Here is a 24,830-nt window from a genome sequence, read left to right on the forward strand (position 1 = left end):
AGCGAAACGAATGAAAATCTGCCTGTTTGACATTGATGGAACCCTGGTCAACACCGCCGGCGCCGGCAAAGACGCCATGATCGACTCGTTCCAGTCGACCGCCGGCATCGACGTCCAGACAACCGGCGTGCGCGTCAGCGGCAAGACCGACCGTGGTATCGCCACCGAACTGTTTGGCGACGCCGGCAAGCAACTAACCGAGGACGTGTGGGAAAAATTCCTAAGCAGCTACATGGCCGGACTGGCCCGCAATCTGCCGCTTCGTCAGGGACGCGTGTTGCCGGGGATTGTCGAGTTGCTCGATCAATTGGCCGAGCGCGAAGATATCGCCTTGGGTCTGTTGACCGGCAATGTCGCTCAAGGCGCCTACCTGAAGCTGACCCACTACGACCTGATGCACCACTTTGCGTTCGGCGGCTATGGCGATTTGCATCCCGATCGCAACGACGTCGCCCAGGCCGCCAAAGACGCCTGCGAATCGCATCTAGGGCAAGCGGTCGCCGGCGATCAGATCTGGGTGATCGGCGACACCGCCAACGACGTCCGCTGCGCCCGGCATATCGGCGCCAAAGCGCTGGCGGTCGCAACCGGCGTGTTTGATCGCGACGTCCTGGCCCAAAGTGAGCCTGACCTGTTGATGGACGATCTCGCCGACGCGGCTGAGTTTCTGGATGCTCTGGCCCAATAGGCGACTCGCCAGCGAGCCGGCAGGGCAGTACCTTATTGCAACTGGCTACTATTCTCTTATCCTGACAAGAAACTCCCCGTTTAGCCACCCTTTCGAGGGCGCCCCAATCTTGCGGAGAAACGAAAAACCGGAAAAATCAAGCTTGGTACATCTGACGCATATCAAGTCGCTAACCAACGTCCAACGCCGATGCCGACTGCCGAACACGACCGATTCGCCGCTCGTCGCAACAAGCTTCGCCGCTTGGTGAAGAAAGAAGGCGCCGCCGCGATCCTGATTACCAACGTCAGCAACGTTACGAATTTAACTGGGTTTTCTGGACAAGACAGCTATCTGCTGGTCGCCGCCGACGCCGAGATGCTGCTGACCGATCCCCGCTACACGCAGCAGATCGAAGAAGAATGCCCCGGACTAGAGATCGCCAGCCGTCTGCCGGGCAAGTCGATCCTGGCCACCGTCGACAAGTTGGTGAAATCGACCGGCGTCGCGCAACTGGCGTTTGAAGCCGATTCGGTCACTCTTACCGAGCGAGATCAGCTGGCCGCCAAGCTGATCGGCACGACGATAATTCCTACCTCAGGTCTGGTGGAACAGCTCCGCGAGATCAAGGACGCTCAGGAAATCGTGGCCATTCGCCAAGCGATCCACTGTGCCGAAAAGGCGTTTGCCGTCGTCGTCGCCGCAATGACCAAACAGCAGACCGAACGGCAAGTCGCCGCCGACCTCGAGTATCAGGTCCGGCGCTTTGGCGGTTCCGGGCTCAGCTTTGCGCCGATCGTGGGCGTGGGAGAGCGGGCCGCACTGCCGCATGGTGTTCCCAGCGAGAAGAAAATCGGCGAAGACGGCTTCGTTTTGATCGACTGGGGCGCCAAAGCTGGGGGGTACGTCAGCGACTTGACGCGTGTTTTGGCGACCGGTAAAATTTCGCCCAAAATCAAGAGAATCTACGAGATTGTCTTAACCGCCCAGCTTCGCGCAATCCAGTCGATCAAGCCTGGCGCAATGCTGTGCGACGTGGACAAAGCGGCCCGCGATGTGATCGCCGAGGCTGGTTTTGCAAAGCGATTTGGCCATGGCCTGGGTCATGGCATCGGCCTCAACGTCCACGAGGCACCCCGATTTAACAGTTCTCAAACCCGCCCCCTGCAGGTAGGCATGGTGGTCACCGTGGAGCCGGGCATCTATATTCCTGGGTTTGGCGGTGTTCGCATTGAGGACGACGTGCTGGTCACCAAGACCGGTCACGAAGTTTTAACCAGCGTACCGAAAGATTTCGACGCGAGCGTTATCGACTGACCGTTAGCGCTTCCTTTCCCAATAAGACCAAGCGGCGCGTAAGCCGCGTTCCGGAGACCTTCCATCCATGGCCAAGTCCGAGCCCGCCACCGGCGGCGTCTTTGATCTCGATCGATTGCGACAACTCATCGAACTGATGAAAGAGCACGAGCTTTCGGAAATCGACCTTCGGGAAGGGGAAAAGCAGATTCAGATGAAGCGCGGTTCGGCCGTCGCTTACGCACCGGCTCCGGCGCCGGTTGCAGCTGCTCCGACTGCTGCCGCCGGCGGCGCCGCTCCGGCCGAAGACTCGCACCTGGTGACGATCAACAGCCCGATGGTCGGCACGTTCTACGCCAAGCCGAAGCCCGACTCCGAAAACTTCGCCAAAGTGGGCGACCACATCGGCGAAGATTCGGTCGTCTGCATCATCGAAGCCATGAAGGTCTTCAACGAAATCAAAGCCGAACTGACCGGCAAGATCGTCGCCGTCCTGGTCAAAAACGAAGACCCGGTCGAGTACGGCCAGCCGTTGTTCAAGGTCGACCCGCGCGGCTAAGTCGCGCTTCTGTCCCGTAATCGGACCCATTCATGTATAACCGCATTCTGATCGCGAATCGCGGCGAGATCGCCCTGCGTATTATTCGCGCGTGTAAAGAACTTGGCGTCGAAACGGTCGCTATTTTCAGCGAAGCCGACCGTGGCGCCGCATATCTCGACCTGGCCGACGAAGCCTATTGCGTCGGCCCCGCCAAGAGCGCTCAAAGCTATCTGAAGATCGATCGCGTCATCAGCGCCGCCGAAGTCGGCAACGTCGAAGCGATCCATCCCGGCTATGGCTTTTTGGCCGAGAACGCCCAGTTCAACGAGATCTGCCGCAGCTGCAACATCGACTTCATCGGTCCTTCGCCTGACGCGATGCAGCGGCTGGGCGATAAGAACGAAGCCCGCAAGATGGCCCGCGCGGCTGATGTGCCGGTCGTGCCTGGTTCGGACGGCTTGATCGAAGATCACGAAGAGGCGATGAAGATCGCCCACGAGATTGGCTTCCCCGTTCTGATCAAAGCGACCGCCGGCGGCGGTGGCAAAGGCATGCGGGTCGCCGCCAACGATCTGGTGCTGAAGACGGCGCTGCAGCAAGCCCAGACCGAAGCCCAAGCGGCGTTCGGCAACGGCGGCGTCTATCTCGAAAAATATGTCGAGCACCCGCGGCATGTCGAAGTGCAGGTCATCGCCGACCAGCATGGCAACGTCGTGCACCTGTACGAACGCGAATGCTCGACGCAGCGTCGCCACCAAAAGCTGATCGAAGAAAGCCCGGCGCCCAACCTGTCGCCCGAAACCCGCGAAGCGATCTGCGCCGCGGCGGTTCGCATGATCCAAGGCGCCAACTACCACAACGCCGGCACGGTCGAGTTTATCGTCGACAAAGACGAGAACTTCTACTTCATCGAAGTCAACGCCCGCATCCAAGTCGAGCACCCAGTGACCGAGATGGTGACCGGCGTCGATCTGATCCAGGCGCAAATCCGCGTCGCCGCCGGCGAGAAGCTGCCGTTCACACAGGATGACATTAAGATCGAAGGCGCCGCGATTGAATGCCGCATCAACGCCGAAGATCCCGATCGCAACTTCATGCCCTGCCCAGGCGTCATCGAGCGGTTCATCGCGCCCGGTGGTCCCGGCGTCCGGTTTGATTCGCACGTCTACAGCGGCTACACCGTGCCGCCGCACTACGACTCGATGATCGGCAAGCTGATCGTCCATCGCAAGACGCGCGAAGAGGCGATTCGCTGCATGTTGCGGGCGCTGGACGAGATCCGGACCGACGGCATCCGCACCACGGCCCCGTTCCACAAGATGTTGCTCAACCACTCGGCCTTTGCCGAAGGGAAGATCGACACCACCTACGTCGAACGGACCTTTTTGCAGTCGTAGCCGACTTGGCTGCGACTTGCGCATGAAAAAATTTCGCGTTTGCGCCCCCTTTTGCAACGCGCGACCCATCGCCTCACACTCGCTGTTGCGGCGTCAGGTTTCCCATACCGCCATCCAGGCGGCCAACAGGGGCAAGTTTCGATCCCCAGGGCAAAGCGGGTAAACTTGTGGCGCGGCGCCGGCTCAATACAATCAAATCGTTACTCTCCCTGCCGCGTTTTCGGCAGTAGTCATCACACACGCCAAAACGCGTCCGTAATCACCGGTCGGTCAGGAGTTACCCCATGTCGAACACGTTGGCACGTCCCCCGAAAAAGCAACACAACTTCCGCCGCGTGGCGATCCTGTTCGCAGGCGGTCCGGCGCCGGCCGCCAACGCGGTGATTTCGACCGCGGCGGTCTCGTTCCTCCGCAACGACGTCGAAGTGCTCGGCATTAAACATGGCTACTCGAACCTGATGCAGTTCGCCGAAGATCGCCCGATGGAACTGGGCCGCGACTACATCATGCTCGATCATCAAGCCTTGTCCCGTTCGCGGGCTCAGCAGGGGATCATGATCGGCACCGCCCGCGCCAACCCGGGCAAGCAGGTCTCGCACCCCGATCACCTGAGCGATCCCGAACGCTCGGCCCCGCTGAAGACGGTCTACGAAGCTTTGTGCTCGCTCGGCGTTGACGCCCTCATCTCGATCGGCGGCGACGACACGCTGAAGACCGCCAACAAGTTCAAGATGTTCCAAGAGACGCTCCCCGAAGGGAGCCACAAGATCCCGGTCGTCCACCTGCCCAAGACGATCGACAATGACTACATGGGAATCGACTTCACCTTCGGTTACTTTACCGCCGTCGACTTCCTGGCCAACGAAATCCGCAACCTGCTGTACGATGCGGAAGCGGGGCAGGCCTACTTCCTGGTCGAATGCATGGGCCGTAGCGCCGGTTGGTTGCCGTACGGTACCGCGATCGCCGGCGAAGCGAGCCTGGTGATCAGCGTCGAAGACATCAACGGCGATTATGTCGCTCGCGAAGAAGAAGTCGACGGCCGCGTCAAAAAGATCATGGACGTCGAGAAGGTGGTCGACCGCATCGTCAAAACGATGCTCGCCCGCGAAGCCGAAGGCAAACGTTTCGGCGTCATCATCCTGGCCGAAGGCCTGGCCGAACTGCTGCCGCCGGAATACCTGGAAGGGATCAAGCGCGACGACCACGGTCACATCTCGATCACCGACGTCAGCCTGGGCCGCCAGTTCGCCAAGTGGATCTCGAAGCGGTACGAAGAAAAAACGGGCCGCAGCCGCAAGGTGAACGGCCTGCAGTTGGGCTACGAAGCCCGCTGCTCGAAACCGCACGCCTTCGACGTGATGCTCGGCAGCCAACTCGGCGTCGGCGCCTACCGCGCCCTGGTCGAAGAAGGCCTGAACGGCGTGATGGTCTCGGTCTCGGGCCAGTTGAATTTGCACTACGTCGCCTTCGAGAACCTGGTCGACCCCAAAACCCTGGTCACGGTCGTCCGCTACATCAACCCGATGAGCGATTTTCATCGGTTGGCGCGGTTCCTGGAGACGTACATCAACGACTAGACTTGGTTGTTGATCGTTTGAAAATCAGAAACGGCCAGCTATTCGGAAGAATGGCTGGCCGTTTTTTGTTTCTTGCCAGGCAAAAGAAACGGGTGCCAAGGCCACGTCCTTTTGTGCCTAGAAACGTGGGTAGGGTGTATTGGGTGTTGTTGTCTTGCAGCCAGGCTAGATCGACGCCGGCTTCCAGCAAACGCTGGAATCGTTCCGCTTCGGGGATGTTCATCTCGACGAGCAAAGTCCAATAGTTCCCAATCGCCACTAGCAAATCTGGATGACGATGCCCCGTTTCCACGGTGAACTGGCAGAAGATCGCCACCGTCCGACGCATCAGCGGCTCCGCCTCCGAGAATTGAGCACGAGCGTGAAAGAATTGTCCCAACTGATTTAACAACCGACCGGTCGGCGACGGGTTCCCAATCGCCTCGGCATGTTCCGTGACGGACAATGCATGCGTTTGGGCCGCCAGACATTCAGGCTAAAATCGAACGTCACTGGACTCATTGGGAAAGCTGGCATTGACCATCTCCAGCGCCGTCAATAAATTCTCCTCCCGCGCCACCTCCGGCAGCCGAAACCGTGTAATCTCCTCCACCAATCGATGCACCTGAATCCCTTCGCCGTAATCGGTCCACATGGCCAGCGAATAGGTCGCCAGATCGGCCACCGCCTGTTCGACGTCGATTGGGTCGACGCCTTCCTGCTCTTTCAACTTCTCCAGCATCGCCAGCGGGATGGGGTCAGGCGCCAGCCAGCAGAGGATGTTTAGCAGTCCGTTGATTTTCTCAACAGGCTGCTGGATCGCGAAGAGCTATGCTCTGAGACTGGCGAGGTTGGAAAATGCCACGAGGGCATTTTCCAACAGGCAGTTAGCAAGTAGCGGGCCATGCTCGCTGAGCTCCTCGATGCTCGTCTGCCAGATGGTGGCGACGCTCTTAGGGTAGTTCATCGTCGGCTCGTGGAACCACTCGAGCACTTTTTTTTCTTGCTCTTGCCAGCGGGTGCGGTAGGCAGCCAGGGTGCCGCGATGTTTGACGATGAAGGCGCCAGCTTGTCCCAGGGCAAGGGCCAAGCCGTCGAGGTCGGCGGCCAAGCTTTGGGCGTCTTCTGCGTCGGTTGGTTGCTCGCGCCGGCGTGCGGCGGTGCGGTCGAGGAGGAACTGGGCGGCTACTCCGACAGCGTCCCCTTGGTGCTCGGCACCCCAGGCATGCGTGGGTCATGCTCTACCGCCATCCGCAGCGCCCGCGCGGCCGATTTAAAGATCGCTTCAGCGACGTGGTGGCTGTTGCGGCTGTAGAAGACGTTGACGTGCAGATTGCACAGGGCGTTTGCGGCGGTCGATTGCCAGAAATCTTCGACCAGTTCGCTGTCGAACTCGCCAATCTTGGGCGAATGGAACTGGGCGTTGAAGACCAGGAAGTAGCGGCCCGACAGGTCGACCGCGGTCGTGCACAGAGTCTCTTCCATCGGCAGCGTGAAGTGGCCGTAGCGACGAATCCCCTTCTTGTCGCCGATCGACTGACGAATCGCCTGGCCGAGGCAAATGCCGACGTCCTCGACCGTATGGTGTTGATCGACGTGAAGATCGCCGTTGGCTTTCACCTTCAAGTCGAAGCAGCCATGCCGCGTGAACAACTCGAGCATGTGATCGAAAAAGCCGACGCCGGTTGAGATCTCGCTTTTCCCCTCGCCGTCGAGGTTCAGTTCCAATTCGATTTGCGTTTCGGCCGTTTGCCGGCTGATTTTCGCGGTGCGCGACATCTTAAGCGATTCCTTGAGCCAACGCGGTTTCGATCAACATCAGACAAGCGTCGATTTGATCGTCGCCGCCGACCGAGATGCGAATCCCTGGTTCGAAATTCGGATAGTGCATGTATCGGACAAGCACTCGATTCTGTTTGAGAAACTCGTAGACCGCCTTTAGATTCTTCCCGGGGAAGGTCCCCCAAACGAAATTTGCCTGCGAGTCAGGTACGGTGAAACCGATTTCACGCATTTTAGCGGTCATTCGCTTTCGCGTTTGGATCACCTTTTCGCGATTGGTTTTCAGCCACTGCTGATCGTCAATCGCCGCGGTAGCCCCGGCGATCGACAGCGAGTCGCAGTTGTACGAATCCTTCACCTTCATCAACTGGGCGATGATGTGCGGCTGAGCGACGACGTAACCAAACCGTAATCCCGCCAACGCGTACGATTTGCTCAGCGTCCGCGACACCAGGACCTTGTCGTTCCGCTTGACCAGGTCAATGCAGTTTTCATCGGCGAAATCAACGTACGCTTCATCCACCAACAAAGGGCAGGGGAGGGCGTCAGCCGCCGCCGCGATCTGCGCCTTCGGCACGATCGTCCCGGAGGGGCTGTTCGGGTTCGGCAGAAAGGCGAGCCGCAACTGGTTGCTGCCGGTCGAGAAGGCGTCGGGCAGCGACCAATCAGGATTGAACGCGATTTCTTCGCTGTCGGCGCCTTGGATCTCGGCGAGCGTCTTGTACAAGACATAGCTGGGAGTCGGCAGCCGCAACCATTGGCCGGCGCCCATAAAGGCCCGGGTGACGATCGTCAGAATGTCGTCGCTGCCGTTGCCGCAAAGAATCCAGTCAGGCTCAACGCCCAACACCTCGGCGGCCCGCATGCGAAACGAGTTGCAGAGCGGATCGGGATAACGCTCCAGTCCCTGATCAAGTCGTTCCTTAATCGCACGCGTTACCGCCGGGCTCGCGGGATACGGATTTTCGTTGGTGTTCAGCTTGATGAACTTGCCGGCTTGCGGCTGTTCGCCCGGCACGTAGCCGGCCATCGCGTCGATCTCTGGTCGCACGAAAGACATAGCGCAGACTCGAAGGTAGGAGAATTAGGAAACGCGAATATCAACGCTGCGGCGGTGAGCGGTCAGCCCTTCTTTGTCCGCCATCCGCTGAACATGGGGGGCGATCGCTTGGATGCCGGCGTCGGTGTAATGAATCACGCTGCTTGAGCGCAGAAAATCATTGGCCGACAATCCGCTCGCCCATCGCGCCGTGCCACCGGTCGGCAACACGTGCGAAGGCCCAGCCGCATAGTCGCCCAGCGCCACCGGCGTGTAGTTGCCCAAGAAGGTCGCTCCGGCGTTCGGAATCTTGTCAAGCAGCGTCTCTGCACTGTCGGTCGCGATGTGCAGATGCTCCGGCGCGATTTCGTTCGCCAGTTGGCAAGCTTGCTCTTGGCTTTCGGCCAAGATCAAACAGCCGAACGCTTCCAGACTTTGCACCGTTAGTTCGCACCGTTCGAGCAGCGCGACCTGGCGATTGAGTTCGGCGTAGGTCGCCTCCAGCGTCGCGGGGCTCCAGGTGATCAGAATACTGGCGCCGGGCGCATGTTCGGCCTGAGCCAACAAGTCGGCGGCGGTGTAATCGGCGCGGGTCGTCTCGTCGGCGATGACCACCACTTCGCTCGGTCCGGCGATCGAATCGATGTCGACCTCGCCGTAGACATGTTTCTTAGCAAGCGCCACGAACAGGTTGCCAGGGCCGACGATCTTGTCGACTTGCGGAATCCCTTCGACGCCATAGGCGAGGGCCGCGACCGCTTGAGCGCCACCCATCCGATAGACCTCGGTCACGCCCAACTCATGGCAGGTCGCCAGCAAGTCGGTGTTGTACGAACCGAACGGCGTCGGTGGAGCGACGACGACCAACTCTTTGACCCCAGCGGCCAAGGCCGGGACCGCGGTCATCAGCACGGTTGAAGGATACGCTGCCGCGCCTCCAGGCACGCAGAGCCCCGCTCGCTGAAGCGGCAAGTAACGCTGCCGCAGGAAGTTGCCGTCGGGGCGATCGACTTGCACATCTTTGTGCAGGATCGCGGTTTGAAACTCCCAGATGTTTTCGCGGATCTTGCGGAGCGTTTCCAGAAACTCCGGCGCCGCCGCAGCATGAGCCGCTTCTAGTTCGGATTGCGGAACGCGGATCGTCTCGGCGGTCAGCTGCTTGCCGTCTAGCTTTTCGCTGTAGCGAAGTACGGCGGCCAAGCCTTCGGTCTGCACCTCGTGGCAGATTCGCTCGACCACTTGTTGCGGCGAGAGGGGTTCGCCAAACGTTTCGATCGTGCGGCGGCGCCCCGCTTCGCTGACCACGTTGCCGCGGGGGCTGAGCTTTTCGCGAAGTTCGGCAAGACGGGCCGGAACGTCGTCCTGGCGAGCGTCAATACGAGCGATGTTCAAAGCGATTTCGGCCATCGGGCTTTCAAGCGGCGTTACAAAGGTGGCAGGTCGGTCCAACAGGACAGGGCAGAGCCCTATTTTGTTCACTGGAAGGCGATCACGAAAGGGTAGCCCCCACCCAAATCAGGGGCGTACGATCATCCGCCAACAGCGATGGATTCGCTTATTGCGGAAATCTTCGGGGACGGTTCGCTTCGAGATCTCCCGAATCGAGAGCCCATCGAACAGCGATTCATCAAATTTGAACCGGCGGAAGTTGGTCGAAAAGTAGATCACTCCCTCCGGCGCCATCCGCGAAATCAGCAGTTCGAGCGCCTCCTCGTAGTCTTGCTGCACGTCCCAGACGGTCTCGGTCCGCTTGCTGTTGGAGAAGGTCGGCACATCGATAACCGCCAAGTCGTACGTCTCTTCAACCGGCGCCCGCAGCCACTGCATCACATCTCCCTGCAGCAGGCGATGTTCGCCGCCGCGGAAACCGTTCCGCCGCAAGTTGCGATCGGCCCACGCCAGGTAAGTGGGAGACAGATCGACGCTCGTCGTGCTGGCCGCGCCTCCGTCGGCCGCATATACCGAGAAGGCGCCGGTGTAGCAGAAGAGATTGAGAAAACGTTTCCCTTTCGCTTCGTCCCGCACCATTCCGCGGGCGACGCGGTGATCCAGGAACAGGCCCGTATCGACATAGTCCGAAAGATTGACCTCAAACTTCAGGCCACCTTCTTCGGCGTCGATCGTCACGCGGCGGTCGTCTTGCCGTTGATGCTGTTGGTCGCCCCGCTGCACGACGCGGGTCTTGCCGTAGACGTTCTCCCGCGGAATCTCCAGCGCATCGGCGGCGACGTCGGCCATGCGATCAAGCCACTCGGCATGTTGCGCTGTCGTCCGGTCGTGCGGACGTTCGTATTCGCTGAGGTGCAGATAGTCGTGATAGCGATCGACCACCAGCGGGATCTCAGGAATATCGCGTTCGTACAAGCGATAGCAATGGATGCCTCGCTTGGGCCAGCGGCGCAAGTGGCGCTGCAGTTTGACCAGGCGATTGGTGAACAGTTCGGCCTGCTTGTCCGCTTTCCCCGTCAGTCCGCCAAAGGCAGGCATCGCGGCTGGTTCCGGCTTTGGTTCTTGCGGAGGCGATTCAACATCGCTCGTTTCCAATTCCGCGCTGGCCGGCATGTCCAGCTCTTTCGGTGGACGCGGTCCGTAGAACTGGTAGTACTGACACTCGATCCGCCCGTTGTAGATCTTACGGCGTCGATCCGCCTCCTGACCGATCAAACGCTCAAACTGCGACTCGGCGGTCAGTACATAGTGCGACCAGGTCGGCAAATGCCGCAGCACATGCGGGAAGGTCTTGTACAGCTGATCGAGTTCGCGGCGTTCGCCAATTCGCTCGCCGTAAGGCGGGTTGGTGATGATGCAGCCATACTCTTCGTCGCTGCGTAGATCGCGGAAGTCGCGCTGCTCGAAAATCACATCATGCGACACGCCGGCGGTGTTGGCATGCTGGCGAGCCAGCCGCAGCACATCGGCGTCGGTATCAAAGCCGCGCAACGGTTGGTCGAGCTTCTTCCGCTTCGCCTTGCGAGCGTCGGCCCGCAGGTCGGATATCATCTCGGGCGAAGTGAGCGGCCAGCTCTCAAAATCGAACTCGCGGGTCAAACCGGGCGCAAAGTTCCGCGCGACCAGCGCCGCTTCGATCGGGATCGTGCCGCTGCCGCAGAAGGGGTCGATCAAGGGACGTCCCGGCTTCCAAAAGCTGAGATCAATCAGGGCCGCGGCCAGCGTCTCTTTCAGCGGCGCCGGACCGACCAGACGGCGATAGCCCCGCTTATGCAAACTGGCGCCGGTCGTGTCGATGGTCAGCGTCGCTTCGTCTTCCAGCAGCGCCACTTCGACCGTCACCCGCGGGCCGGTCTCTGGCAATTCGCTGACGCCATGTTCGGCCAACAGTCGTTCGACGATCGCCTTCTTGACGATTTTTTGACAGGCCGGCACGCTCGAAAGTTGCGACTTCAGCGAACGTCCATTCACCGGAAAGCAGCCGTCGGCCGGAATGAATTTTTCCCAAGGCAATGCCCGGACGCCGTCAAACAGCAACCCAAAGTCATCGGCCTTGAACGCCCCCAGTCGAATCAGCACGCGGTCGGCGGTTCGCAGCCAAAGGTTGGTCTTGGCGACGTCTTCCATAGTACCGCGAAACAAGATCTTGCCCGAGCCGATGATCTTCGGCTCGTAGCCAAGTTGCTCGATCTGGCGTGCAGCGACCTTTTCGATGCCAAAAGCGGCCGCGGCCAATAAGTCGTAAGCGTCGTCCAAAGAACTCTCTGCGGCTGGCGAAAGGCTGCGAGGAAACCGTTCATCCTACTCGATTGGGGCCGGTTCGCGAATGACTCCGCGGGGTGCGATCCCCCGTCGGCTTGGCTCCCAGGGCAGAAAGCGGATAATTGAAGGTCCTAGATGCCAAATTTCGCTCACTTCCCGCTTTCCCGTAGGAACGCCATGATCGACCTCCGCAGCGACACCGTCACCCAACCGACACCCGCCATGCGCGAGGCGATGGCCAACGCTGAAGTGGGAGACGCCGTGATCGACGTTGATCCGACCGTCGATCGGCTCGAGCGGCTGACCGCCGAGTTGCTCGGCAAAGAGGCGGCCGTCTACATGCCCTCAGGCAGCATGACCAACCAGATCGCGATCCGCATCCACTGCAAGCCGGGGGACGAGTTCATCTGCGAAGCCGGCTGCCACGTTTACAACTACGAGCAAGCCGCCTTCGCCCAGCTGAGCGGCGTCGCCACCCGGACGATTGAAGGGGAATACGGCGTCCTGAAACCGGAGCAACTGCACGACGGTTTGATCCGTCCCGAGAACGACCACATGGTCCGCACGCGGTTGGTCTGTCTCGAAAACACGCACAACCGGGGCGCCGGCAAGGTTCAGCCGTACGAATATGTCAAGCAGATTTGCAGTTGGGCCCATGCCGCCGGGCTGATCACCCACCTGGATGGGGCTCGGTTGTTTAACGCCGTTGCGGCCACCGGCGTCTCGCTGGCCGATTGGTGCCAACATTTTGATACGGTCAGCGTCTGCTTCAGCAAAGGGCTGGGGGCGCCGGTTGGCTCTTGCCTAGCCGGTCCGGCCGATAGGATGCGCGAAGCCCGCCGCCATCGCAAACTGTTTGGCGGCGGCATGCGTCAGGCCGGCATCATCGCCGCCGGGGCGCTCTACGGACTACTGCACAACCGCGATCAGCTGGTCGAAGATCATCAGCACGCCCAAATCTTGGCCGCCGCGATTGGCGAGTCGGCCCATCTGTCGCTGACCCCCGAGACGGTCGATACCAATATCGTCATCTTTCAGGTCGATCCAAAAATCGGCACGGCGGCCCAATTCGTCTCCCAGCTGAAAGAAGCAGGCGTCGCCATGCTGCCGGTCAGCGCACAGGAAGTGCGAGCGGTGACCCATCTCGATGTCACTCGCCCCCAGATCGAAGAAGCGGCGACGATCTTAAAAAAGCTAGGAAGTTGATTTGATCTTCCCCCCGCGAAATAGGCGGAGGGGTGAATAATTGCTACAACCAGAGACGTATTTCGCCAAGAGGGAGCGAACCGCGCAGTTGCGCCCTATTTTTGCATTCTCTTTGCCGTGATCCGGCAAAAGAATGTAAGCTAAAGAGTTATAGAGACTTAACTGCGGCAGACGCCCTGAAAATCACCTTCGTTCCACCCTCGCAAGACTTCCCACCGCATGGCCGTCGCGAACACTCACGATTTCTGGAAATTGTTGCTGAAAAGCAACTTGCTGCCGAAGGACCGCTGCCAGCAACTCCACGAGAGTTACAAGCAGCAAGCCAATGGGGACGCCGATCCCAAAAAATTGGCGAAGTGGCTGATCAGCGAGTCGGCGATCACCCCGTACCAGGCCCGTATTTTGCTCGGCGGCAAGTCAGGCCCATTTCAGCTGGGCGCCTACAAGCTGCTCGACCGCATCGACGCTGGTCTACTGGCCGGGGCGTATCGCGCCGTGCATGTCGAGTCGGGTCATCCGGTGCTGCTGCACAAGATCTCGAAATCGATCCTCGACAACCCGCAAGCCTGGGCGGTGGTCGAGCAACAGATTCGCAGTCGCTGCGCTGCGCCCCACCCGCATCTCTGGCGCTGCTTTGAGTTGCTGGAGGTTGGCGGCAACCGCTTCCTCGCGACCGAAGAGCCGACCGGCAACCCGCTGCAGGAAAGTCGCCCGGGGCCGGGTCAACCCGTTCCGGCCGCCGACTGTGCTCGCCTGGTGCGACAAGCGACCTTGGCGGTTGATTGCTTGCATAGCATCGGCATCATCCAGGGGAACCTGACGCCCGACGCGCTGTGGTTGGAAGCCAACGGCAACCTGAAGGTGATGAACAACCCGCTGCAGCTTCCCAGCCCGGCCGATTGGAACAAGGCGGACGAAGCGACGCTCCGCCGAGCCGACTTTACGGCGCCAGAGTTATCGTCGCCGGGTACGCCCCCAACGCGACTTAGCGACATCTACTCGCTCGGCTGCATCCTGTTTGATCTGCTGACCGGCAATCCGCCGTTCGCCGGCGGCGACCTCCAGCAAAAGTTCAGCCGTCATGCCGGCGAACCGGTCGCCCAAGCGCCGCAGATCCCGCCGCCGATGTTTCAGACGCTCGCCTACATGATGGCGAAGAGCCCTACGGTCCGTTATCAATCGGCCGGCGACGTCGCTAGTGCACTCGCCCACCACGTCGATCCGTCGCAGCTCAATCCTCCGGTCGTCACGGCGCCGCCAACCCTTGGCGCTTACCAGCAGTCGCTGCCGCAGACGTCGCCGCCCCCCAGCGCGACGCCGCCCCAAGGGATGCCGCAACACTTTTCTCCGCCCACCGCCGCGCCGTTTCCTGGCAGTCCCGGCATGTCGATGCCTGGCGCTCCCGGCATGCCGACGCCTGGCGGTCCCGGGATGCCGATGCCCGGCGCACCGCCGACCCCGCCTCCCATGCCCGGCTACGGAGTTCCGCCAACCGCGGCTCCGATGGCGACTCCGGTAGCGACTCCCGTCGCAGCGCCGGTGGCGACGCCGGTTGGCGCTCCCGTGGCGACCCCAGTCGGCGTACCAGCTTCCGGCGCGCCGGTCGCTGGCGTCCAGGGAGAAAGCCGGGCGGCAATCCTGGCCGAACGTGCCCGCAAAAAGAAACAGGTCAAACGAATCACGCAACTGGTCGTGCTCGGTCTACTGGCGATCGGCATGGGCGGCGCGGGGATCTACGTGCTGCAAAACATGTCTGGCGATGGCGGTGACGTCGCTGACAACGATCCGTCGCCGGCCCCGACCGATCCCAGTAATCCTCCCGCCAACCCCATGGGCGGCGGCAACGGCCCGAGCAACCCACCAGCCAATCCGCCCGCTGGCGACGGCATGCCGGTGCAACTTGTCGCCGACGATCAACAAACGCTGTGGGCCTCGCCCACCCAAGGCGCCCCGATCACATTGGAAGGGCTACCGACCGGCGTCAAAAGCGTGTTGACCTTGCGCGTCGACGAACTGACCGGCAGTCAGCCGGGCCAGCAAGTGCTCGCAGCGCTCGGCCCACAGTTCAACGCCGTTTGGAAAGGCTGGGAAACGACCAGTCGATTTAGCTGGAGCGAGGTCGAATCGGCTGTTTTCGCCTATGGACCGACCACGCCCGCAGCGCAACCGACGATTGTCGTTCGCCTGAAAGGTCCGACCAACCTGATGTCGAAATGGGGCGGAGCGCAGTCGGTTGGACAGGGGCCGGCGCAATACTTCAAGCTCGGCGCCTGGTCGTTCTTTCCGCTACCCGGCGCCAGTGATCGCGGCTTTGTGATGGGCGCCGATAGCGACATAGCCGCCATCGCCGCGTCCGGCGGAAAAGCGCCGCTGTTGCCGCTCGAAATGGAACAACTGCGCCGCTCGTCCGATGACCAGCGCACGCTCAACCTGCTGTTCGACGCTCGTTACTTGATGTCGCCGCAGTCGCCGCTCGGCTCGGGCAACTTGGCCAGCTTGAAAGAACCGGTCAGCTGGTTCCTGGGCGATATGATTCAAGCCGGACTGGTCAGCTGCCAGCTCGACGCGACGCATTGCTATACCGAAGGTCGCTTTATCGGCTCGCTGGCGGCCGAACCGTTTGGCCTGGCCGAGTCGCTGCGGGCTCGCATCCTGGGCGGCTCGAAGCTGGTCGCCAATACGGTCACCCAACTCAGCCCGACTCCGTACTGGCAGTCGCTGGGCGGCAAGTTCCCGACGATGCTCGAGTTTGTGCATAAGTTCACCCGGACCGGCGCCGACGGCAAACAGGCGATCGTCAACATCGCGTTGCCCTCGTACGCGGCGCCCAACCTGTTGGCGGCGTCGGAGTTAACGATCTCCGCTTCTTCCGGCGGCGCGAGTGCGGCTCCCCCCACGGCAATCGCCAGTGGCGGCGGTGGGGCGCAAACGCTTCAGCAGAAGCTGAAGAACAAGATCAGCCTTGGGTTTCCGCAAACGTCGCTCGACTTCGCCATGGGATTTTTCGGTGACGAATTGGGGGCCCCGGTCAAATTGCTGGGGGGGGACTTGCAGTTGGACGGCATTACCCAGAACCAGCAGATCCGGCAATTCAACATGATGGACAAGCCGGCCGAAGAGGTCTTAGTCGCCCTTCTGATGAAGGCGAATCCGATCACCACGGTGACCGCTCCTAACGAAGCGGATCAAAAACTTGTCTATGTAATTGGCCCCGATCCGGAGAATCCGGACGGTGAGAAGGTTATATTGATTACTACGCGAGCCCAGGCAGCCAAGAAAAAATATGAGTTGCCAGCTCCGTTTCAACTGAAAAAATAAAAGGGCCGGACTAACACTCCCCAGCGTAACGAAGTGGAACCTTTCTCGATCCGATGTACGACCTGCCGTGCGCCTCTCCGTGTAAAACACGCGGAGTTGATCGGACAGATTCTGCCCTGCCCGAAGTGCGGCAGCATGGTGCAGATCGTGGCGCCCGACGCCGAAGGGGATCTGACGTCATCTGAATCGGCCAACGCCAAGACGGTGCAATTGCCGCAGGCGACGTCGTCGGCTCGTAGCCCGCAACCGACCGAATCAAAGTCGGCCCCATCGAAGCCTGCGGAGTCGAAATCAACGCCGTCCAAACCGGCCACCGCCATCAAGCGAGCCGCCTCGTCAGCGCCGTCCCCCAAACCGAAAGCGGCGGCCGCTACCGCTGCAGCCGACGCGGAAAGCTCGGAAGAATTGTTTGCCGATGCGGCGGCGTTGCTGTCCGGCGAGTCATCGGCGCCTCCGCCGTCGACTTCCCAGCCGGCGACTTCGCCATCCGCCACGTCCCAAGCGTCCGCTGATAAAGCGGCGAAGCCGGAAACGGCGCAGCCCGTCGCGGCGGGTGAAGCCGATCCTGCAGAACTTCCTTCCACGCTGCCGGCAAAATCGAAGTTCGCGACCTATCGCCTGATTGCGATGATCGGCGGCGGCGTGGTGGTCGGCGGTTTGCTGCTGACGCTGGTCGTTCGCCAAATCTTGATCGACGACCAACCGGTCGCCCAGATCGAAACCCCGGCCACGTCTGCCGAAGTCGCCCCGGAAACCCCGGTCGAATCACCGAGCGCAGAGCCCAAGCCGCCGCAAGACGAAACCACCGAGCAGCCGACCCCGCCGACCAATCCAGCTGACAAAACTCCCGCGCCGAAAGAAGCGAATCCCCCGGCCGAGAAACCGGCCCCGGAGACCGTTGCCGAAAAGCCGCCGGCCGAGATGCCGCTCGACGAATCGCAGCCGCAGGAAAACCCGTTCCTGTTTGACGTCCCCGATAGCGCCAAGCCGAAGAGCGAGCAGCCGGCCCCAGAAGAGGTTGCCGCCAACGACGCCGCCGAACCGAGTGACGAACAACGGATGAAGTTCGCCCAGGATCCGCTGACCGGCGTGCTGGGCGAAGCGTTCCCGCTGTTTGACGAGTCGGTGTTTGACGCCCCCGATTCGCAGTCGCTCGCCGAAACGGCCCAGCCTGAAGCGCCGCTTCCCGATCCAGCCTCGATCCCTTCGCAAGAACCTGTCGCCAAGAAGCCGGCGCCACGGGCCGTCAACGTCGCGGCTCGCTTGAACGATCCGTTCCTCAACGCCCGGTTCCGCGACATTCCGCTGTTGGATCACCTCCGCAACCTGACCCGCTGGAGCACGATCCCGATATCGGTCGATCCGCTCGCGCTGCAATCGGCCGATATCGTCGGCGACAAAAAGATCAACGTCAATCAAAAGGGGACCAACACCGAGCGTCTCCTCCGGGGCGCCGTTGAGCCCTTGCGGATGTCGGTCGACGTGCAGAGCGACCAGATTCGCATTGTGCCGCTCAAGCAGGCCGGCATGCAGCGGCCGACGATTCGCTTCCAGGTCGACGATCTGGCCGACGACGATCAAGAGGTCGCCGAACTCGCCTACAACATTACCCACCTGGTCGAACCAACCTCGTGGCAAGGCGCCGGCGGCGGCAACACTTGCCGCACGGGCAAGAAAGAACTGCAACTGGCGGCCGACTCCAAGACCGTCTTTCAAGCTTTGGTGCTGGTCGAAAAATTGCGCGTCGCCCGCGGCTTGGATCCGCGCAGTCGTTACGACGAAAAGCTTTTCGAGCTTGCCCCACGCACCGAGCAAGGCGCCGCGATGCTCGACAAGAAGGTGCAGCTTACCTTCGCCGAGCCGGCCGAACTGCTGGAGATCACCGAACAGCTGGAAGATACGACCGGCGTAATTCTGCTGATCGACTGGCAGTCGCTGCTCAAAGAAGGTTGGAACCCCGCGACCGAAGCGACGATGCTCGCGCTGGACGTCCCGCTGCGAGAGGCGCTGAACACGCTGCTCGATCCGCTGGAGATGGACTTCCGCGTCATTGACGATCGCACGCTGGAAGTCGCCATGAAGTCCGATCTAGCCACTCGGCCCGAGGTCGAGTTCTATCCGATCAGCGATCTGGCCGACGGCCCGACGCGAGCCAACGCCCTGATCAATCGCCTGAAGAAAGAACTGGCGATCGCTGACGATCCGCAGTTCGCTCTCATCTACGACGCCCCCAGCAAGAACCTGATGGTCCGCTTGCCGCAGGCCAAACAGGTCGAATTGGGCACGGCGCTCGCCAACATGCGAACGCCGTAGATGCGAGTTAGACTCTCCACGCGACACTAGCCCGCTGCGCAAGCGAGGGAATGTGGACGCAAGTGAAAGACGAATGTCGAAGCTCGAATGACGAAACCATCGCATTTCGCCCTTCCGGTTTCGACATTCGTCATTTAGCCAACGCATTCCCTCGCTCGCGCAGCGGGCTAGTGTTGATCTCAACTGGTCATTCCCGTCCTCTCTCTACATCTCGATCCCGAGCGCGTCGGCCACTTTGCGGCACTTGGTCATCGTTTGGGCGAACTGGTCAAGGTTCAGCGATTGGTAGCCGTCGCTCATCGCTTCTTCCGGCTTCGGATGAACTTCGATGATCAAGCCGTCGGCGCCCACCGCGACGCTCGCCGCACACATGTCTTCGATCAGGTAAGCGTGCCCGGTGCCATGGCTCGGATCGATCACCACCGGCAGGTGGGTCTTCTGATGCAAGTACGGAACGGTCGCCAGCGGCAACGTGAAGCGGGTATGCGTCTCGAAGGTGCGGATGCCCCGTTCGCATAGCATGACGTTCTGGTTCCCTTCGTTCAGAATGTACTCGGCGGCGAGCAGCAGTTCGTCGATCGTCGCGGCGGGACCACGCTTCAGCAGCACGGCGCGATCGACGCGGCCGCAGGCTTCCAGCAAGCGGTAGTTCTGCATGTTGCGAGCGCCGATTTGCAGCACATCGGCGTATTTGGCGACCAACTCAACGTCCTCGGGCGACATCACTTCGGTCACGATCGCCAGGCCAGTTTCTTCGCGAGCGGCGGCCAGCAGTTTCAGCCCTTCTTCTTTCATCCCCTGGAACGCGTAGGGGCTGGTCCGCGGCTTGAACGCTCCGCCACGAAGGGCGGTGGCTCCTGCTTTCTTCACGGCCCGGGCGGTCGTGATCAGTTGCTCTTCGCTTTCGACCGAGCAGGGACCGGCCATCACGCCCAGACATCCGGCGCCCACTTTCAAATCGCGGACGACGACCTGCGTCGACTCCGGCTTCACTTCACGACTGGCGACCTTGTAAGGCGCCAAGATCGGCATCACCGAGGCGACGCCGGGCCCGCTTTCCAGCGACTCTTTCGTCTCGGGTCGCTTGTCGCCAATCGCCGCGATCACGGTCTGTTCCGCACCGACGATAATGTGGGCCTTCAGCCCCAAACTCTCAACTCGTTGGGCCATGTGTTCGATCTCCGCCTGTTCGGCTCCACGCCGCATTACCACGATCATTGCCTGGGTGCTCCGATGTTTTTTTGAAAGCTGTCGATTTGCAGTAGGTAAACGAAAAAGGCCCTGAACTTCTTGGGAAGTTCAGGGCCTGCAAGGACTCGTATTAGCGATTGTGCAGCTACGCAGTTCCTCCAGGCCCACCGGTAAAGTAGGTAAAGAACTGCCAAAAGTAGCTGTTGGTCACGATCATGTTGGTCATTATGACTGTCGGCGCCGCGAACGCAAGTCGTGCGGCGCGGCAATCGGTCAATCTGCGTGAATCACGCTGAAAACGTCCAAACGAGGGGCCTCCCCACGTTCGCCTTCCTACGACTGCTGGGCAGCCGTCGGAGCTACGTCGACCGCCGACTTCATGACGCTCGGCGGCACGACGGGGTTCGCAGCAGGCAGCCGAATCGTAAACGCGGTGCCGACGCCCACCGTGCTTTGCACCCGAATTTTGCCAGCGTGCGCCTCGATAATATCGCGGCAAGTCGCCAGGCCGAGACCGGTTCCACCTTTGCCGCTTTCGTCGGGACCTGATTTCGTCGAGAAGAATGGATCAAAGATTCTCGGCAATTGATCGGCCGGGATCCCGCTGCCGCTATCCCGCACCATCAGGCAAACGCCACCTTCCTCGTCTTGCGACAAGCGAACCACCAGGCGGCCCCCTTTGGGCATCGCCTGCCGGGCGTTGATCATCAGGTTGAGCAGCACCTGTTGAATCTGGTTGCCGATCGCCAGGGCCGGCGCAGTCGTCTCGATCTGCACGTCTAGTTCGACGCGGTACTTTTGCATTTCTCGCTCGAGCAGCATCACCGCATCTTGCACCAAGGGCGCCAGATCGGTCGGTTCGCGACGATCACTGCGGTTGCGAGCCATGCCCAGCACGCCGGTGGTGATCTTCGCCGCTCGGTTGCCGGCCGCCATGATCTTCTCAAAGCAACGATTGCGGGTCGCTTCGTCCTGATGGCGCATTCCCATCTGGGCGTAATTGATGATCGAGGTCAGGACGTTGTTGAATTCGTGCGTGGTCGAGCTCATCAGTTCGCCGAGCGCGGTGAACTTCTGGGCCTCGGCCAATCGTCTCTTGAGCGTTTCGACTTGCTCCTCGAGCGATGGCTGGTTTGGGGACTCTGTGACCGGTGACGTCCTGGATGACACGCGCGTCCTGCCTTTCCTTCTAGAGACTTCCCACCCTGCTGGGTTTCGCAAAACCGCCGAAGCTTCCCTGTCGGCGTCGCTTAAAGTCCTGCGAAATGGAGATTTACCGCTACGAAAACCTATCGACGTATTGCTCTTCGTGACTCAAATCGATCTCGCTACAATCGACGCCCCCGATACAGATCCCCCAATGTCGCAAAGGATTCTGCGCATGCATACGCTCGACCTGCTGGAACAAGCTATCACCGCTGCTGAGAAACTCGGCTATCGAGTTCGCCGCGAGTGGCTCGGCGGAGGCGCCAGCGGCGGCTGCGAAATGGGGGGGCAGAAATGGATTTTCGTTGATCTATCGCTCGATTCGCATGAACAACTGATGCAAGTGCTCGAGGCCGTTGGCGAAGACGATGCGCTGAAGACGATTCCGTTGCCCAAATCGCTCGAAACGCTGGCCCAGCGATCCCGCAAAGCGGCGTAGGATACTTTTTGCGTGTGCCACTGCAGGCTTGTCCAGCAGTGGCACACGTTTTCGGGAAACTACTCCAACCCCGGGTGCCCAAACAGCCGCTTCGTTTGGATATACATCTCAACCGAGCGGGGCGTCTGATAGCGGATCGTTTCGCCAGCAGCGCAGCGGCGGCGAATCTCGGTGCTGCTCAGCCCAATCCCCGGCACATCGACCAGGTTGCCAGCGAACGACTGTAGACGTTCGGCCGAGCAATAAGGCGCCAGGACGCCCCAATCGGGCTCCGGCGAACCAGGCCGCCGCATCACCGCTGGCGCCGCCAGCTGACAGATTTCCTCCGGATTGCGCCAAGTACGAAAATCGGCCAGCGTATCGCCGCCGATCAGCAGAAACAGCTCGGCGTCAGGCAGCAGCTCTCGAATTTGCTTCAGCGTATCCACCGTAAAGCTGACGCCGCCCCGTTCTAGTTCCAAAGGACAAACCGTGAACGCCTCGTTGCCGGCGATCGCCATTTGCAACATCGCCACCCGATCGGCGTCGTTGGCCAGCACTTGATCCAACTTATGCGGCGGGGTGGCGGCCGGCACGAACCAAACTTCGTCCAGCTTCAGCTGTTCTCGCGCGTACTCCGCCAGCAGCAAATGGCCAAAATGAACCGGCGAAAACGAGCCGCCGAAAAATCCGAGTCGCATAGAACCTGCCCGCTTTTCCTGATCGCCCCCGGAAGCCGAAGGCCAAAATCGTTACAATTCAATGTAACCCCCACCCGCCGCGCAGGCCATCCAAGGGCCGTTGAACGCTCGTGAAGCAACAAGACCTATTCAATACCGCGCCGGCCCAGTGGGAAGTGGACGATCTCGTTTCGCATGTCGTCGCGAAGATCGTCTTCTCGACCGGGCCGCAAAAACCGTTCGACTATCTCGTGCCGGAACCTCTGGTGGCGGAAGCGATCGCCGGCCGTCGCATGCGCGTTCCGTTTGGCCGCGGTGATCGCCTGGTGCAGGGATACTGCGTTGAAGTCGCCGCGAAACAGATCGTGCCCGGCAAGCTGAAATCGATTTACGAAGTGGTCGACGACGTCACGCTGCTTAGCCGCACAATGCTCGACCTGACTCACTGGATGGCCGATTATTATCTATGCCCTTGGGGACAAGTGTTAGACGCAGTCGTTCCGGCGGCGGTTCGCGGCAATGCTGGAACGCGCGAGGTCACGCTGCTGTCGGTCCCCCGCGAAACGGCGATGCAGCTCGCCACGCTCAAACTGCCCGCCAAACAGCACGCGGCCCTCAGCATCTTGGCCGGGGCCAGCCGCCCCATGACGCCCCCCGAGCTGGCCAACGCCGCCGGTTGTACGCAAGCGCCGATCATGGCGCTACGGAAAAAGAAACTGGTCCAGGTCGAGATCCGCCGCATCAGCTTCGCCCATTTCGATGACGAACCGGCCGAAGCGGAACCGCCCAAAGAGCTGAACCCCGACCAGACTGCAGCCCTGCGCACCATCCTGAACGCGGTCGAAGAGGAGCGACATCAGTCAGTACTCTTGCATGGCGTGACCGGCAGCGGCAAGACCGAGGTCTACCTGCAGGCGATTCAAAAAGTAGTCGCCGCCGGCAAACAGGCGATCGTGCTCGTTCCCGAGATCAGCCTGACGCCGCAGACCAAACATCGCTTCCGGGCCCGCTTCAGCCAGATCGCGCTATTGCATAGCCACATGAACGACGTCGAGCGGCATTGGCAATGGAAACGGATCGCCAGTGGGCACATTCCGGTGGTGGTTGGCGCTCGCAGCGCAATCTTCGCCCCGACGCCGCGACTGGGAATGATCATCCTGGACGAAGAGCATGAATCGTCCTTCAAGCAAGACACATCCCCGCGCTACCATGCCCGCGACGTCGCCGCGTGGCGAGCCGCCCACGAACACGCGCCGCTGATCCTTGGCTCGGCGACGCCATCGCTCGAAAGCTGGCGACAAACGCAAGCCGGCGAGATGACGCTGGTCTCGATGCCGCGCCGCGTAAACGACTATCCGCTGCCTGACGTGAAGACGATCGACCTGCGGATCGACCGCAAGAGCCAAGGCCGCGGCGCGATCAGTCGCCAGCTATATCAGGCGATCAAACGGACCATCGAAGAAGATGGACAGATGATCCTGCTGCTCAATCGCCGCGGCTATGCGACCCACATCCAATGTCCGGCCTGCGGCGAAAAGGTGGTCTGTCCAGAGTGCGAAATTCCACTCACCCATCATCTGGCCGACAACGTGGCGATCTGCCATTACTGCGACTATCGCCGCCCGGCGCCGAAAAGCTGTCCAGCGTGCGACTACACCGGCATCCATTTTTTTGGCTATGGCACGCAGAAGTTAGAAGCGGAAGTGAAGGCCCGCTTTCCCGGGGTCGAGTGCCTGCGGATGGACAGCGACACGATGAAGAAGCCGGGCTCCCACGAGGCGGCCCTCGATCGTTTCCGTCGCGGCGACGCCAAGATCTTGGTCGGCACGCAGATGATCGCCAAAGGACTCGACTTCCCCAACGTGACGCTGGTCGGAGTGATCAACGCCGATACGGCGCTGCACTTTCCTGACGTCAGGGCGGGGGAGCGAACCTTCCAACTAATCACCCAGGTCGCCGGCCGAACTGGACGCGGGCACAAGGGAGGCCAGGTGTTGGTCCAAACCCTGAGCCCTGATCACCCGGCGATCGAAGCGGCGACGCGGCACGATTACTCGCTGTTCGCCGAGCGCGAGCTTCCATTTCGCGAGAAGTTCCACTTCAGCCCGTTCGCCAAGATGGTGCGACTGGTCGCGCGGGCCGAAGTCGCTTCGGCGCCTGAGGCGATGCTCGAAGAGTTCGCCAAGCAGATGGTAAAAGTGGCCGAAGATTTGGACCTGGCGATTTTTCTCCAGGGGCCGGCCGCCGCGCCGATCGAGAAACTGCGAGGGCAGTATCGCTTCCATCTGCTGATCAAATCGCACGATGGCGAAAAGCTGCGTGAAGCGGTCAAACTGGTCGCCGCGAAGACGAAAACGCCCGACGATGTGATCTGGACCATCGACGTCGACCCGGTCGACATGATGTAAACCGAGTACTGGCAGTACTTTCGGGGGAAGTGAATCTGTCTGGCTCCGAGTGGACCAAACCTCTAGAATGCATACAAGTCCCCAAAGTTTTCCCATTT

The 24,830-nt window shown here is 60.8% G+C and carries 20 protein-coding genes; 10 read left to right on the forward strand and 10 right to left on the reverse strand.

The genetic code is table 11. The annotated features are described in order from the left end of the window. Positions 1-10 precede the first annotated feature (10 nt). The 5 genes from Enr8_RS17425 to Enr8_RS17445 all read left to right on the forward strand — a co-directional run bounded on the left by Enr8_RS17425 (position 11) and on the right by Enr8_RS17445 (position 5,481). Positions 11-688, forward strand: coding sequence for an HAD family hydrolase (locus Enr8_RS17425; RefSeq protein WP_146433888.1), 678 nt, complete (start codon positions 11-13; stop codon positions 686-688). A 189-nt stretch (positions 689-877) separates the two neighbouring features. Then, positions 878-1,984 carry a M24 family metallopeptidase gene (locus Enr8_RS17430; RefSeq protein WP_146433890.1) on the forward strand — a complete coding sequence of 369 codons (1,107 nt, stop codon included), beginning with the start codon at positions 878-880 and terminating at the stop codon, positions 1,982-1,984. A 67-nt stretch (positions 1,985-2,051) separates the two neighbouring features. Next, positions 2,052-2,522: an acetyl-CoA carboxylase biotin carboxyl carrier protein gene (gene accB / locus Enr8_RS17435; protein WP_146433892.1), complete on the forward strand. Its 471-nt coding sequence runs from the start codon at positions 2,052-2,054 to the stop codon at positions 2,520-2,522. Between the two features lie 32 nt (positions 2,523-2,554). Continuing rightward, the gene (gene accC, locus Enr8_RS17440) at positions 2,555-3,901 is read left to right on the forward strand and encodes an acetyl-CoA carboxylase biotin carboxylase subunit (RefSeq protein ID WP_146433894.1); all 1,347 of its coding nucleotides are present in this window, start codon (positions 2,555-2,557) and stop codon (positions 3,899-3,901) included. Between the two features lie 284 nt (positions 3,902-4,185). Further along, on the forward strand, positions 4,186-5,481 hold the full coding sequence (locus Enr8_RS17445; protein WP_146433896.1) for a 6-phosphofructokinase: 1,296 nt from the start codon (positions 4,186-4,188) through the stop codon (positions 5,479-5,481). Here the strand turns inward: Enr8_RS17445 and Enr8_RS17450 are convergent. The 7 genes from Enr8_RS17450 to rlmKL form a co-directional block, all read right to left on the reverse strand. Next, positions 5,471-5,926: a hypothetical protein gene (locus Enr8_RS17450; protein ID WP_146433898.1), complete on the reverse strand. Its 456-nt coding sequence runs from the start codon at positions 5,924-5,926 to the stop codon at positions 5,471-5,473. The genes Enr8_RS17445 and Enr8_RS17450 overlap by 11 nt on opposite strands. 30 nt (positions 5,927-5,956) lie before the next feature. After that, a complete protein-coding gene (locus Enr8_RS17455) occupies positions 5,957-6,280 on the reverse strand; it encodes a DUF7779 domain-containing protein (protein WP_456236735.1) in 324 nt (107 codons plus the stop codon). A 9-nt stretch (positions 6,281-6,289) separates the two neighbouring features. Next, positions 6,290-6,571: a hypothetical protein gene (locus Enr8_RS17460; protein WP_146433902.1), complete on the reverse strand. Its 282-nt coding sequence runs from the start codon at positions 6,569-6,571 to the stop codon at positions 6,290-6,292. 74 nt (positions 6,572-6,645) lie between these two features. Next, positions 6,646-7,239 (reverse strand): imidazoleglycerol-phosphate dehydratase HisB, encoded by a 594-nt coding sequence (gene hisB, locus Enr8_RS17465; RefSeq protein ID WP_146433904.1) that lies wholly within the window; start codon positions 7,237-7,239, stop codon positions 6,646-6,648. A gap of 1 nt (position 7,240) precedes the next feature. Then, a complete protein-coding gene (hisC, locus tag Enr8_RS17470) occupies positions 7,241-8,302 on the reverse strand; it encodes a histidinol-phosphate transaminase (RefSeq protein WP_146433906.1) in 1,062 nt (353 codons plus the stop codon). 24 nt (positions 8,303-8,326) lie between these two features. Next, positions 8,327-9,688, reverse strand: coding sequence for a histidinol dehydrogenase (hisD, locus tag Enr8_RS17475; protein ID WP_146433908.1), 1,362 nt, complete (start codon positions 9,686-9,688; stop codon positions 8,327-8,329). 108 nt (positions 9,689-9,796) lie between these two features. Further along, a complete protein-coding gene (rlmKL, locus tag Enr8_RS17480) occupies positions 9,797-11,986 on the reverse strand; it encodes a bifunctional 23S rRNA (guanine(2069)-N(7))-methyltransferase RlmK/23S rRNA (guanine(2445)-N(2))-methyltransferase RlmL (protein WP_146433910.1) in 2,190 nt (729 codons plus the stop codon). A 183-nt stretch (positions 11,987-12,169) separates the two neighbouring features. On the opposite strand from rlmKL, the gene Enr8_RS17485 reads away from it, so the two are divergent. The 3 genes from Enr8_RS17485 (at position 12,170) to Enr8_RS17495 (ending at position 18,829) form a co-directional block, all read left to right on the forward strand. Further along, positions 12,170-13,198: a threonine aldolase family protein gene (locus Enr8_RS17485; RefSeq protein WP_146433913.1), complete on the forward strand. Its 1,029-nt coding sequence runs from the start codon at positions 12,170-12,172 to the stop codon at positions 13,196-13,198. Positions 13,199-13,417: 219 nt separating this feature from the next. Continuing rightward, the gene (locus tag Enr8_RS17490; RefSeq protein WP_146433915.1) at positions 13,418-16,516 is read left to right on the forward strand and encodes a serine/threonine protein kinase; all 3,099 of its coding nucleotides are present in this window, start codon (positions 13,418-13,420) and stop codon (positions 16,514-16,516) included. 96 nt (positions 16,517-16,612) lie between these two features. Continuing rightward, positions 16,613-18,829 (forward strand): hypothetical protein, encoded by a 2,217-nt coding sequence (locus Enr8_RS17495; protein WP_146433917.1) that lies wholly within the window; start codon positions 16,613-16,615, stop codon positions 18,827-18,829. Between the two features lie 204 nt (positions 18,830-19,033). Here the strand turns inward: Enr8_RS17495 and aroF are convergent, their stop codons facing one another. Both aroF and Enr8_RS17505 read right to left on the reverse strand, forming a co-directional pair. Next, entirely contained in the window at positions 19,034-20,047 is a 1,014-nt protein-coding gene (gene aroF, locus Enr8_RS17500) for a 3-deoxy-7-phosphoheptulonate synthase (protein WP_146433919.1), read from the reverse strand. A gap of 306 nt (positions 20,048-20,353) precedes the next feature. Continuing rightward, a complete protein-coding gene (locus Enr8_RS17505) occupies positions 20,354-21,109 on the reverse strand; it encodes a sensor histidine kinase (protein WP_246120138.1) in 756 nt (251 codons plus the stop codon). Positions 21,110-21,401: 292 nt separating this feature from the next. Between Enr8_RS17505 and Enr8_RS17510 the strand changes: the two genes are divergently transcribed. Beyond that, positions 21,402-21,665 (forward strand): hypothetical protein, encoded by a 264-nt coding sequence (locus Enr8_RS17510; RefSeq protein ID WP_146433923.1) that lies wholly within the window; start codon positions 21,402-21,404, stop codon positions 21,663-21,665. A 59-nt stretch (positions 21,666-21,724) separates the two neighbouring features. On the opposite strand, the gene nadD is transcribed toward Enr8_RS17510, so the two are convergent. After that, positions 21,725-22,345, reverse strand: coding sequence for a nicotinate-nucleotide adenylyltransferase (gene nadD, locus Enr8_RS17515; RefSeq protein WP_146433925.1), 621 nt, complete (start codon positions 22,343-22,345; stop codon positions 21,725-21,727). Between the two features lie 110 nt (positions 22,346-22,455). Between nadD and priA the strand changes: the two genes are divergently transcribed. Beyond that, the gene (gene priA, locus Enr8_RS17520) at positions 22,456-24,732 is read left to right on the forward strand and encodes a replication restart helicase PriA (RefSeq protein WP_146433927.1); all 2,277 of its coding nucleotides are present in this window, start codon (positions 22,456-22,458) and stop codon (positions 24,730-24,732) included. Positions 24,733-24,830 lie beyond the last annotated feature (98 nt).

This window comes from Blastopirellula retiformator, assembly GCF_007859755.1.
Lineage (GTDB): Bacteria > Planctomycetota > Planctomycetia > Pirellulales > Pirellulaceae > Blastopirellula > Blastopirellula retiformator.

Bases quoted from the DNA above. Each gene is read 5' to 3' on its own strand.
- Enr8_RS17425 (WP_146433888.1), top strand. From the start codon at position 11: ATGAAAATCTGCCTGTTTGACATTGATGGAACCCTGGTCAACACCGCC.
- Enr8_RS17430 (WP_146433890.1), top strand. From the start codon at position 878: ATGCCGACTGCCGAACACGACCGATTCGCCGCTCGTCGCAACAAGCTT.
- accB (WP_146433892.1), top strand. From the start codon at position 2,052: ATGGCCAAGTCCGAGCCCGCCACCGGCGGCGTCTTTGATCTCGATCGA.
- accC (WP_146433894.1), top strand. From the start codon at position 2,555: ATGTATAACCGCATTCTGATCGCGAATCGCGGCGAGATCGCCCTGCGT.
- Enr8_RS17445 (WP_146433896.1), top strand. From the start codon at position 4,186: ATGTCGAACACGTTGGCACGTCCCCCGAAAAAGCAACACAACTTCCGC.
- hisB (WP_146433904.1), bottom strand. From the start codon at position 7,239: ATGTCGCGCACCGCGAAAATCAGCCGGCAAACGGCCGAAACGCAAATC.
- hisC (WP_146433906.1), bottom strand. From the start codon at position 8,302: ATGTCTTTCGTGCGACCAGAGATCGACGCGATGGCCGGCTACGTGCCG.
- hisD (WP_146433908.1), bottom strand. From the start codon at position 9,688: ATGGCCGAAATCGCTTTGAACATCGCTCGTATTGACGCTCGCCAGGAC.
- Enr8_RS17485 (WP_146433913.1), top strand. From the start codon at position 12,170: ATGATCGACCTCCGCAGCGACACCGTCACCCAACCGACACCCGCCATG.
- Enr8_RS17490 (WP_146433915.1), top strand. From the start codon at position 13,418: ATGGCCGTCGCGAACACTCACGATTTCTGGAAATTGTTGCTGAAAAGC.
- aroF (WP_146433919.1), bottom strand. From the start codon at position 20,047: ATGATCGTGGTAATGCGGCGTGGAGCCGAACAGGCGGAGATCGAACAC.
- Enr8_RS17510 (WP_146433923.1), top strand. From the start codon at position 21,402: ATGCATACGCTCGACCTGCTGGAACAAGCTATCACCGCTGCTGAGAAA.
- nadD (WP_146433925.1), bottom strand. From the start codon at position 22,345: ATGCGACTCGGATTTTTCGGCGGCTCGTTTTCGCCGGTTCATTTTGGC.